At 52.5% G+C, this 11,930-nt stretch carries 10 protein-coding genes; 7 read left to right on the top strand and 3 right to left on the bottom strand.

What is annotated here, in order from left to right:
* Positions 1-333 precede the first annotated feature (333 nt).
* Entirely contained in the window at positions 334-2,880 is a 2,547-nt protein-coding gene (cyaA, locus tag EFER_RS18510) for a class I adenylate cyclase (protein WP_000281725.1), read from the top strand.
* Between the two features lie 39 nt (positions 2,881-2,919).
* On the opposite strand, the gene cyaY is transcribed toward cyaA, so the two are convergent.
* From cyaY to EFER_RS18495, 3 genes are all read right to left on the bottom strand, one after another.
* Positions 2,920-3,240 (bottom strand): iron donor protein CyaY, encoded by a 321-nt coding sequence (gene cyaY, locus EFER_RS18505; RefSeq protein WP_000999963.1) that lies wholly within the window; start codon positions 3,238-3,240, stop codon positions 2,920-2,922.
* A gap of 62 nt (positions 3,241-3,302) precedes the next feature.
* On the bottom strand, positions 3,303-4,616 hold the full coding sequence (locus EFER_RS18500) for a hypothetical protein (protein ID WP_001014273.1): 1,314 nt from the start codon (positions 4,614-4,616) through the stop codon (positions 3,303-3,305).
* Positions 4,613-6,091, bottom strand: a complete 1,479-nt coding sequence (locus EFER_RS18495; protein ID WP_024256556.1) for a hypothetical protein — start codon at positions 6,089-6,091, stop codon at positions 4,613-4,615. The genes EFER_RS18500 and EFER_RS18495 overlap by 4 nt, the downstream gene beginning before the upstream one ends.
* Before the next feature lie 188 nt (positions 6,092-6,279).
* Here EFER_RS18495 and lptM point away from each other — a divergent pair, with 188 nt between their 5' ends.
* The 6 genes from lptM (at position 6,280) to uvrD (ending at position 11,903) form a co-directional block, all read left to right on the top strand.
* Entirely contained in the window at positions 6,280-6,483 is a 204-nt protein-coding gene (gene lptM / locus EFER_RS18490) for an LPS translocon maturation chaperone LptM (protein WP_000799889.1), read from the top strand.
* 36 nt (positions 6,484-6,519) lie between these two features.
* Positions 6,520-7,344, top strand: coding sequence for a diaminopimelate epimerase (dapF, locus tag EFER_RS18485; protein WP_001160654.1), 825 nt, complete (start codon positions 6,520-6,522; stop codon positions 7,342-7,344).
* Complete coding sequence (locus tag EFER_RS18480) at positions 7,341-8,048, top strand: DUF484 domain-containing protein (protein ID WP_000812803.1); 708 nt, start codon at positions 7,341-7,343, stop codon at positions 8,046-8,048. Before dapF ends, EFER_RS18480 begins: the two co-directional genes overlap by 4 nt.
* Positions 8,045-8,941: a tyrosine recombinase XerC gene (gene xerC / locus EFER_RS18475; RefSeq protein ID WP_000130691.1), complete on the top strand. Its 897-nt coding sequence runs from the start codon at positions 8,045-8,047 to the stop codon at positions 8,939-8,941. The genes EFER_RS18480 and xerC overlap by 4 nt, the downstream gene beginning before the upstream one ends.
* A complete protein-coding gene (gene yigB, locus EFER_RS18470) occupies positions 8,941-9,657 on the top strand; it encodes a 5-amino-6-(5-phospho-D-ribitylamino)uracil phosphatase YigB (RefSeq protein ID WP_001213565.1) in 717 nt (238 codons plus the stop codon). The genes xerC and yigB overlap by 1 nt, the downstream gene beginning before the upstream one ends.
* Before the next feature lie 83 nt (positions 9,658-9,740).
* On the top strand, positions 9,741-11,903 hold the full coding sequence (gene uvrD / locus EFER_RS18465) for a DNA helicase II (RefSeq protein WP_000383407.1): 2,163 nt from the start codon (positions 9,741-9,743) through the stop codon (positions 11,901-11,903).
* Positions 11,904-11,930: the final 27 nt, after the last annotated feature.

Raw genomic sequence — 11,930 nt, 5'->3', positions numbered from 1 at the left:
TCCTAACATTCTTACAACTGGGATGTCAGTGTTACGGTCGAAGGTGAGGGAGAGGGCAAGATAATACCCAGCTCTGAGTGACTTAATGATAAGAAAATTCGACGCGACAATCAGTGCTACACTGGTATGTAGTGCATCTTTCTTTACGGTCAATCAGCAAGGTGTTAAATTGATCACGTTTTAGACCATTTTTTCGGCGGATATCTGTAAAAATATCTGATCGAAAATGGGGAATGGCTATTTTTTATATATAAAATATCCCGAATGCTACGTGTTTCCAGTGATATTGCCGGAAACATCATCATGACGGGTAGCAACATCAGGCGATATGTCTTGTACCTCTATATTGAGACTCTGAAACAGCGACTGGATGCCATTAACCAACTGCGCGTGGATCGCGCGCTTGCTGCAATGGGACCTGCTTTCCAGCAGGTATACAGTCTGCTGCCGACATTACTGCACTATCACCATCCGCTGATGCCGGGTTACCTTGAAGGTAACGTTCCACGAGGCATCTGCCTCTACACGCCTGATGAAACTCAACGCCACTACCTGAACGAACTCGAACTCTACCGGGGAATGTCGCCACAGGAGCCGCCGAAAGGTGAGCTTCCCATTACTGGCGTTTATTCCATGGGTAGTACCTCTTCGGTTGGGCAAAGCTGTTCTTCTGATCTCGATATCTGGGTCTGCCATCAATCCTGGCTTGATAGTGAAGAGCGCCAGTTACTACAACGTAAATGCAGCCTGCTGGAAAGCTGGGCCGCCTCGCTGGGCGTGGAAGTTAGCTTCTTCCTGATTGATGAAAACCGTTTCCGCCATAATGAAAGTGGCAGTCTGGGGGGCGAAGATTGTGGCTCCACCCAGCATATGCTGCTGCTTGACGAATTTTATCGTACCGCCGTGCGTCTCGCCGGTAAGCGTATTCTGTGGAATATGGTGCCGTGCGACGAAGAAGAGCATTACGATGACTACGTGATGACGCTCTATGCGCAGGGTGTGCTCACTCCTAATGAATGGCTGGATCTCGGTGGCTTAAGCTCGCTTTCTGCTGAAGAGTATTTTGGTGCCAGCCTTTGGCAGCTCTATAAGAGTATCGATTCTCCCTACAAAGCGGTGCTGAAAACACTGCTGCTGGAAGCCTATTCCTGGGAATATCCAAATCCACGCCTGTTGGCGAAAGATATCAAACAGCGTTTGCACGACGGCGAGATTGTGTCGTTTGGCCTCGATCCGTACTGCATGATGCTGGAGCGTGTTACTGAGTACCTGACGGCGATTGAAGATTTCACCCGTCTGGATTTAGTACGCCGCTGCTTCTATTTAAAAGTGTGCGAAAAACTCAGTCGCGAACGCGCTTGCGTAGGCTGGCGTCGTGAAGTGTTAACCCAGTTAGTGAAAGAGTGGGAATGGGACGATGCTCGTCTGGCAATGCTCGATAACCGCGCTAACTGGAAGATTGATCAGGTGCGCGAGGCGCACAACGAACTGCTCGATGCAATGATGCAGAGCTACCGCAATCTGATCCGCTTTGCGCGTCGCAATAACCTTAGCGTCTCTGCCAGTCCGCAGGATATCGGCGTGCTGACGCGTAAACTGTATGCCGCGTTTGAAGCATTGCCAGGTAAAGTGACGCTGGTAAATCCGCAGATTTCACCCGATCTCTCGGAACCGAATCTGACCTTTATTTATGTGCCGCCGGGTCGTGCTAACCGTTCAGGTTGGTATCTGTACAACCGTGCGCCAACGATTGAATCGATCATCAGCCATCAGCCGCTGGAATATAACCGCTACCTGAATAAACTGGTGGCATGGGCCTGGTTTAACGGCCTGCTGACCTCGCGCACTCGCTTGTATATTAAGGGCAATGGCATTGTTGACTTGCCGAAGTTGCAGGAGATGGTCGCCGATGTGTCACACCATTTCCCGCTGCGCCTGCCTGCACCGACACCAAAAGCGCTCTACAGCCCATGTGAGATTCGCCATCTGGCGATTATCGTTAACCTGGAATATGACCCTACAGCTGCGTTCCGCAATCAGGTGGTGCATTTTGATTTCCGTAAGCTGGATGTCTTCAGCTTTGGCGAGAATCAAAATTGCCTGGTAGGTAGCGTGGACCTGCTGTACCGCAACTCGTGGAACGAAGTGCGTACGCTGCACTTCAACGGCGAGCAATCGATGATCGAAGCCCTGAAAACTATTCTCGGCAAAATGCATCAGGACGCCGCACCGCCAGATAGCGTGGAAGTCTTCTGCTACAGCCAGCATCTGCGCGGATTAATCCGTACTCGCGTGCAGCAACTGGTTTCTGAGTGCATTGAACTGCGTCTTTCCAGCACCCGCCAGGAAACCGGGCGCTTCAAGGCGCTGCGCGTTTCTGGTCAAACCTGGGGCTTATTCTTCGAACGCCTGAATGTATCGGTACAGAAACTGGAAAATGCCATCGAGTTTTATGGCGCTATTTCGCATAACAAACTGCACGGCCTGTCAGTGCAGGTTGAAACCAATCACGTCAAATTACCGGCGGTGGTGGACGGCTTTGCCAGCGAAGGGATCATCCAGTTCTTCTTCGAAGAAACGCAAGACGAGAATGGCTTTAATATCTACATTCTCGACGAAAGCAACCGGGTTGAGGTGTATCACCACTGCGAAGGCAGCAAAGAGGAGCTGGTGCGTGACGTCAGTCGCTTCTATTCGTCATCGCACGACCGCTTCACCTACGGCTCAAGCTTCATCAACTTCAACCTGCCGCAGTTCTATCAGATTGTGAAGGTTGATGGTCGTGAACAGGTGATTCCGTTCCGCACCAAATCTATCGGCAACATGCCGCCTGCCAATCAGGATCACGACACGCCGCTATTACAGCAGTATTTTTCGTGATGAGCGTGCCGGAAAGCGAGGCTTATCCGGCATGCAATCTTAGCGGAAACTGACTGTTTCACCCGCTTGCTGCGTTGCCGCCTGTTCCAGCAAATCCCAGAAGGTTTCGCCGCTACGGTCGCAAATCCATTCATCGCCTTTCAGATCAAAATGGTAGCCGCCCTGTTTGGTTGCCAGCCACACCTGGTGCAGCGGTTCCTGACGGTTGATAATGATTTTGCTGCCATTTTCAAAGGTAATGGTCAGCACACCGCCGTTGATTTCGCAGTCGATATCGCTGTCGCCATCCCAGTCGTCCAGACGTTCTTCAATGGTCAGCCACAGGGTATCGGCCAGGCGATGAAATTCACTGTCGTTCATTGTTGTTTCCTGTTTTTAGGTGATGGCGGCAGTATAGCGGCATGGTGTCAGGGCTTCAAAGTTTACCCGTCTGCTGCTGCGTTCCGGCACGATTCCTCCGTCACCGGAATAATAATGTCGCTGTTATGAATTTCACGGACATTCTTTTCTCTGACGTATGTTTTCGCTGGGCAGGGGGAGGGTGTAATCCTTACCTCTGTATCGGTCCATGTATAAACATTGCGATCGTCATAAGCGAAGCGATCGTTTTTAGTTAGCGGACCGTTAACTGGAATAATTTGCACGCTCTTGCGTGACCGTAATAGGTGGATAAAGTAAGCATGCTGTTTGCCGCGATTAAATGAGTGATCAATGACCAGGTCTGGCGAATCCAGCGGGATTATTTCAAGCTGGTCTTCACCAAAAGTCGATAATTTTGTTACATACAGCCGATCTTTATACTGCGCAATATTGTCAGTAATCAGATGAAATTGTTCAGGTTCAATACCTGGTAGGTCTATCCACTGGCTCCACTGACGGTCGGGCGTGAGCTGTTTACGCCAGCGAACGCGACTTTCCCCTACTTCAAAAGAGACGTCATCATCTACGGGTATTGCCTTGCCTGATAATTGACCAAAGGGATAACGATGCAAACCCTTGTTGTCGCGAAAAACCAGCAGTGAATGGGGTATCCAGCGAATTATCTCAAATGAATCTGCATTCGCTGCAAGGCGAACGCCATTTAAATAAATGTTCTGCCCACTGCGGATAAGTAGATCATTGGCATACGAATTTCTGTTTACACTCATAAGACGTGGATTAATACCCCACCATCTTTTTTCTAATACAGTAACATTACTGCTGCTCCCCTGACGTCGACCAGACAAGTAGAGATTTTTACTATCCACCAGCGTGGTAGAGTTACCTTCGATAGCTTTTAGTGTCGCCAGATCAACACGTGACGCGCCGCTATTACTTTCGGTGCGCTGTCCGTCAAAATAGAGGCTATATTTATCGACCGCGAAGCGGCCCATAGCCTGAAAGCTGGCAATATCGACAGTGGGTGTTCCCGGTGGATTGCTAACGATTTTGCCACGCCAGAGAATAACGCGGCCGTCTGTCACCCAGTGGTATTCCTCATTTTTTATGCTTATTTCATCGGTGGGTATATAGCCTTCCACCAACTCCCGCTCCCCGGATATATTTGTCACAAGGCGCAAATCGGCTCTGTTCATCTTCGGAAATTGGGCAATGATTTTCTCATCCTCCCCATAACCTTTACCGTAAGACATAACACCGTGATCATTGTAATAGTCGAACCCTATGGCCTGTACAGCAGGCGTCAGAAATATGTGCCCCAACAGGATGAGTGCAACTGTGATTATTTGACCATTCATTTTGTCGCCTCATTGCGCGGGGCAGGAATAAATTCGCCGTCATCGGTAATTTTTCCGTCCAGATATCCCGTTTTGTAATTTACCCCGTAGCCATATCCCGAATGTTGTTCCTTCCAGATTAAGCGAACTTGTTTCGGATCCGCAGTGCGGTATCGCCAGAGCTGCGCGCCATCAAAGCTGTAAACGTAGCGGTTATCGCGGGCATACCATCTGCGCAAAAAGGGATGGTCATTAAGATGGGCTTCGCGTTCATCCGGAGAGCGGTTATCCAGTAAGATCAGCGGTCCGTCAGATTCAAACACGTGTAAACCGGAATGGTATGGCCACCCTTCGGCACGCGTAAGTAAATAGCCGTGGCGTTTCCCGGCGTTGAAACGTTTGTTGATAATAAGATTGGGATCATCAAGTTTCACGATCTCCAGCTTGCGGTCACCAGACTCTGTTTCGATGATGGTATAAAGCGAATCCTGATACTGGGCGACAGCATCACTGATGGGGTGGAACTGTTCAGGATCGAGCCCCGGTAATTCTTCCTGTTTACAAGCAGGCCCTTTACGCCAGAACACTTTCTTTTCCAGCAGAGAAAAATCCAGACAGTGCTTTGTTAAATCTTCATCCCACGCCAGATTTTCCTTGTCGAGGACTTTACGCTGTAGCCCGTTTTTATCACGCCAGGTCAAGAGTGAGCCGGGCATCCAGCGCACGACGGAAAAGGTGTCCGGGTCGGCATCAAGCTGTTCGCCGTTGATCAGGATTTTGGTCCGTGTACGAGCCAGGGTATCCCAGGGGCCAAATGGCATAGCCACACAGGGATTAAACGCGGTAGAAAACTTTCCTCGCTGATCCCATGACTTTTGTGCCAGCACACGGAAACTATCGGGATCTGCGAGGCGATGCCCATTGATATACAAGAAATTAGCGTCACGTAATATCAGCCCCAGTAAGTCAGGATCCCAGGGAGGCCGGAATTCCACCTGATGCAGTGTTTTGATATCTAAGCGATTTCCCCCGCCATTGTTATCGGTGCGCTTGCCTTCAAAATAGAGACTGTGTTTATCCGCGGCAAAATCTCCCCATGCCTTGAATGAGGCGATATCGACGGGTGGTGCGTCGTGAGGATTTTGCACTACTTCACCCGCGTAGAGGATATAGCGACCATCGCTATGCCAGGAGTAATGGGGATACCAGGCTTGTGCGCCCTCATAGAGGTTGTCAGTTGTTAGATCAGTCAGAGGTGGTTCTTTATTCCATTCATCTTGTGTTGTTGCGTCTATTAATAAATTAGGTAAACGACGCAAACTCTTGTAATTCACGTCAGGTAGAGAAAGATTTGTTTCTTTATAAGGGCGCAGGTACACCACGCCTTTTCCCTGTTTCTGGTAAATATTATGTTCAGGCGCGGAAAGCCGACATCCCCATGCCGGGGATAAGAATAACGAACAAGACAACAAACAAACCACGTTGCGATAGTGCATAAAGCCATCCTGGCGCGAGGTGCCGATCACGAAACTACCAGCAAAACATAAATCCCCACGTGTAAGCGTTATACTCGCAGCATTTACTCACTTTTCAGACTTCATAAAGAGTCGCTAAACGCTTGCTTTTACGTCTTCTCCTGCGATGATAGAAAGCAGAAAGCGATGAACTTTACAGGCAATCCATAATGAAAAACGTGTTTAAGGCACTCACTGTATTACTTACTCTCTTCAGCCTGACGGGCTGCGGTCTGAAAGGTCCGCTCTATTTCCCGCCTGCAGATAAAAACGCACCGCCGCCGACCAAACCGGTAGAGACGCAAACGCAATCCACGGTGCCGGATAAAAACGACCGCGCCACTGGCGATGGTCCATCCCAGGTGAATTACTAAAAGTCAGTTTCTGTACCCGCGTGATTGGAGTAAATGATGCAGTTCTCGAAAATGCATGGCCTTGGCAACGATTTTATGGTCGTCGACGCGGTAACGCAGAATGTCTTTTTTTCACCGGAACTGATTCGTCGCCTGGCGGATCGGCACCTGGGGGTAGGGTTTGACCAACTGCTGGTGGTAGAGCCACCTTACGATCCCGAACTGGACTTCCACTATCGCATTTTCAATGCTGATGGCAGTGAAGTGGCGCAGTGCGGCAACGGTGCGCGCTGCTTTGCCCGTTTTGTGCGCCTGAAAGGGCTGACCAATAAGCGCGATATCCGCGTCAGCACCGCCAACGGGCGGATGGTTCTGACCGTCACCGATGATGATCTGGTCCGCGTAAATATGGGCGAACCCAACTTCGAACCTTCCGCCGTGCCGTTTCGCGCTAACAAAGCGGAAAAGACCTATATTATGCGCGCCGCCGAGCAGACAATCTTATGCGGCGTGGTGTCGATGGGAAATCCGCATTGCGTGATTCAGGTTGATGATGTCGATACTGCAGCGGTAGAAACGCTTGGTCCTGTTCTGGAAAGCCACGAACGTTTTCCGGAGCGCGCCAATATCGGTTTTATGCAAGTGGTTAAACGCGAGCATATTCGTTTACGCGTTTATGAGCGTGGGGCAGGAGAAACCCAGGCCTGCGGCAGCGGCGCGTGTGCGGCGGTGGCGGTAGGGATTCAGCAAGGTTTGCTGGCCGAAGAAGTACGCGTGGAACTCCCCGGCGGTCGTCTTGATATCGCCTGGAAAGGTCCGGGTCACCCGTTATATATGACGGGGCCGGCGGTACATGTCTACGACGGATTTATTCATCTATGAAGCAACCAGGGGAAGAACTGCAGGAAACACTCACGGAGCTAGATGACCGGGCGGTTGTCGATTATCTGATTAAAAATCCTGAGTTTTTTATCCGCAATGCGCGCGCAGTAGAAGCGATACGTGTGCCGCATCCGGTACGCGGCACCGTTTCGTTGGTCGAGTGGCACATGGCCCGCGCACGTAATCATATTCATGTTCTGGAAGAGAACATGGCGCTGTTGATGGAACAGGCTATCGCCAACGAAGGCTTGTTCTATCGCTTACTTTACCTGCAGCGTAGTCTCACCGCCGCCAGCAGTCTCGACGATATGCTGATGCGTTTTCACCGCTGGGCACGCGATCTCGGCCTGGCAGGTGCGAGTCTGCGTCTGTTTCCGGATCGCTGGCGCTTAGGTGCGCCGTCGAACTACACTCATCTCGCATTAAGCCGTCAGTCTTTCGAACCGCTGCGTATTCAGCGTCTGGGGCAGGAACAGCACTATCTGGGGCCGCTTAACGGACCGGAGTTGCTGGTGGTGCTACCGGAAGCGAAAGCGGTGGGATCGGTGGCGATGTCGATGCTGGGAAGCGATGCTGATTTAGGCGTGGTGCTGTTCACCAGCCGTGATGCCAGTCACTATCAACAAGGGCAGGGAACGCAGTTACTGCATGAAATTGCGCTGATGTTGCCGGAGCTTCTGGAGCGTTGGATTGAACGCGTATGACCGATTTACACACCGATGTAGAACGCTACCTACGTTATCTGAGCGTGGAGCGTCAGCTTAGCCCGATAACCCTGCTTAACTACCAGCGTCAGCTTGAGGCGATCATCAATTTTGCCAGCGAAAACGGCCTGCAAAGCTGGCAGCAATGTGATGTGACGATGGTGCGTAATTTTGCTGTACGCAGTCGCCGTAAAGGGCTGGGTGCGGCAAGCCTCGCATTACGCCTCTCTGCGCTACGTAGCTTTTTTGACTGGCTGGTCAGCCAGAACGAACTCAAAGCTAACCCGGCGAAAGGTGTTTCGGCACCGAAAGCGCCGCGTCATCTGCCGAAAAACATCGACGTCGATGATATGAATCGGCTGCTGGATATTGATATCAACGATCCTCTCGCCGTGCGCGATCGGGCAATGCTGGAAGTGATGTACGGCGCGGGTCTGCGTCTTTCCGAGCTGGTGGGGCTCGATATCAAACACCTCGACCTGGAGTCCGGCGAAGTGTGGGTGATGGGGAAAGGCAGCAAAGAGCGCCGCCTGCCGATTGGTCGCAACGCCGTGGCGTGGATTGAGCACTGGCTTGATTTGCGCGACCTGTTTGGTAGTGAAGACGACGCGCTTTTTCTGTCGAAACTGGGCAAACGCATCTCCGCGCGTAATGTGCAGAAACGCTTTGCCGAATGGGGCATAAAACAAGGGCTGAATAATCACGTTCACCCGCATAAATTACGTCACTCGTTCGCTACCCATATGCTGGAGTCGAGCGGCGATCTTCGTGGTGTGCAGGAGCTGCTGGGTCATGCCAACCTCTCCACCACGCAAATCTATACTCATCTTGATTTTCAACACCTTGCCTCGGTGTACGATGCGGCGCATCCACGCGCCAAACGGGGGAAATAATGCGTTTTTACCGGCCTTTGGGGCGCATCTCGGCGCTCACCTTTGACCTGGATGATACCCTTTACGATAACCGTCCGGTGATTTTGCGCACTGAGCAGGAGGCGCTTATCTTTGTGCAAAATTACCATCCGGCGCTGCGCAGCTTCCAGAATGAAGATCTGCAACGTCTGCGTCAGGCGGTACGGGAAGCGGAACCCGAGATTTATCATGATGTGACGCGTTGGCGTTTTCGCTCAATAGAACAAGCGATGCTCGACGCCGGGCTGAGCGCAGAAGAAGCCAGTGCAGGCGCACACGCGGCAATGATCAACTTTGCCAAATGGCGTAGCCGGATCGACGTTCCGCAGCAAACGCACGACACCTTAAAACAGCTGGCGAAGAAATGGCCGCTGGTGGCGATCACCAACGGCAACGCCCAGCCGGAACTGTTTGGTTTGGGGGATTATTTTGAGTTTGTGCTGCGCGCTGGTCCGCACGGGCGCTCGAAACCGTTCAGCGATATGTACTTTCTGGCGGCGGAAAAACTCAACGTGCCGATCGGCGAGATCTTACATGTCGGGGACGATCTCACCACTGACGTGGGTGGGGCAATTCGCAGCGGAATGCAGGCCTGTTGGATCAGACCGGAAAATGGCGATCTGATGCAAACCTGGGACAGCCGTTTACTGCCGCATCTGGAAATTTCCCGGTTGGCATCTCTGACCTCGCTGATATAATCAGCAAATCTGTATATATACCCAGCTTTTTGGCGGAGGGCGTCGCGCTTTTCCGCCCAACCTATTTTTACGCGGCGGTGCCAATGGACGTTTCTTACCTGCTCGACAGCCTTAATGACAAACAGCGCGAAGCGGTGGCCGCGCCACGCAGCAACCTTCTGGTGCTGGCGGGCGCGGGCAGTGGTAAGACGCGCGTACTGGTGCATCGTATCGCCTGGCTGATGAGCGTGGAAAACTGCTCGCCGTACTCGATTATGGCGGTGACATTTACCAACAAAGCGGCGGCGGAAATGCGCCATCGTATCGGGCAACTGATGGGTACCAGCCAGGGCGGTATGTGGGTCGGCACTTTCCACGGGCTGGCACACCGTCTGCTGCGTGCGCACCATATGGACGCCAACCTGCCGCAGGATTTCCAGATCCTCGACAGCGAAGACCAGCTGCGCCTGCTTAAGCGTCTGATCAAAGCCATGAACCTCGACGAGAAGCAGTGGCCGCCGCGCCAGGCAATGTGGTACATCAACAGCCAGAAAGATGAAGGCCTTCGTCCGCATCATATTCAAAGCTACGGTAATCCGGTGGAGCAGACCTGGCAGAAGGTGTATCAGGCGTATCAGGAAGCGTGCGACCGCGCGGGCCTGGTAGACTTCGCTGAACTCCTGCTACGCGCCCACGAACTGTGGCTTAACAAGCCGCATATCCTGCAACACTACCGCGAACGTTTTACCAATATCCTGGTGGACGAATTCCAGGATACCAACAACATTCAGTACGCGTGGATCCGCCTGCTGGCGGGTGACACCGGCAAAGTGATGATAGTCGGTGATGACGACCAGTCAATCTACGGCTGGCGCGGGGCGCAGGTCGAGAATATTCAGCGTTTCCTCAATGATTTCCCCGGTGCTGAAACTATCCGTCTGGAGCAGAACTACCGCTCTACCAGCAATATTCTGAGCGCCGCTAACGCCCTGATTGAAAACAATAACGGGCGTCTGGGTAAAAAACTGTGGACCGATGGCGCGGACGGTGAGCCTATTTCCCTCTATTGCGCTTTTAACGAACTCGACGAAGCGCGTTTTGTGGTTAACCGCATCAAAACCTGGCAGGACAACGGCGGGGCGCTTGCCGAGTGCGCCATTCTCTACCGCAGCAACGCCCAGTCGCGTGTGCTGGAAGAGGCGTTATTGCAGGCGAGTATGCCGTACCGTATTTACGGCGGGATGCGCTTCTTCGAACGCCAGGAAATCAAAGATGCGCTCTCGTATCTGCGCCTGATTGCCAACCGCAACGACGACGCGGCCTTTGAGCGCGTGGTCAATACGCCAACGCGGGGTATTGGTGACCGGACGCTGGACGTGGTACGTCAGACATCGCGCGATCGCCAGTTAACACTCTGGCAGGCATGTCGTGAACTGTTGCAGGAAAAAGCCCTCGCCGGACGTGCTGCCAGCGCTTTGCAACGGTTTATGGAACTGATCGACGCCTTAGCGCAAGAAACTGCCGATATGCCGCTGCATGTACAGACTGACCGGGTAATTAAAGACTCCGGCCTGCGCACCATGTACGAGCAGGAGAAGGGGGAAAAAGGCCAGACACGTATCGAAAACTTAGAGGAACTGGTGACGGCAACGCGCCAGTTCAGCTACAACGAAGAAGACGAAGACTTAATGCCTTTGCAGGCGTTTCTCTCCCATGCGGCACTGGAAGCGGGTGAAGGGCAGGCGGATACCTGGCAGGATGCGGTACAGTTGATGACGCTACACTCGGCGAAAGGTCTGGAATTCCCGCAGGTGTTTATTGTCGGTATGGAAGAGGGCATGTTCCCAAGCCAGATGTCGCTGGATGAAGGCGGGCGTCTGGAAGAAGAACGCCGTCTGGCCTACGTTGGCGTAACCCGCGCGATGCAGAAACTGACGCTGACCTACGCGGAAACCCGGCGTCTGTATGGCAAAGAGGTTTACCATCGCCCGTCGCGTTTTATTGGCGAGTTGCCGGAAGAGTGTGTGGAAGAGGTGCGTTTACGCGCTACGGTAAGCCGCCCGGTCAGCCATCAGCGTATGGGTACGCCGATGGTTGAGAACGACAGCGGTTACAAACTCGGCCAGCGCGTACGACACGCCAAGTTTGGTGAAGGGACTATCGTCAATATGGAAGGCAGCGGCGAACATAGTCGTTTGCAGGTGGCATTTCAGGGCCAGGGTATTAAATGGCTGGTGGCGGCTTACGCCCGGCTGGAGACGGTGTAATTTACGATTCCGTTGTGGGATACGGTG

The sequence above is a fragment of the Escherichia fergusonii ATCC 35469 genome (genome assembly GCF_000026225.1).
Taxonomy (GTDB): Bacteria; Pseudomonadota; Gammaproteobacteria; order Enterobacterales; family Enterobacteriaceae; genus Escherichia; species Escherichia fergusonii.
This window is presented reverse-complemented; position numbering and strand designations above follow the sequence as displayed.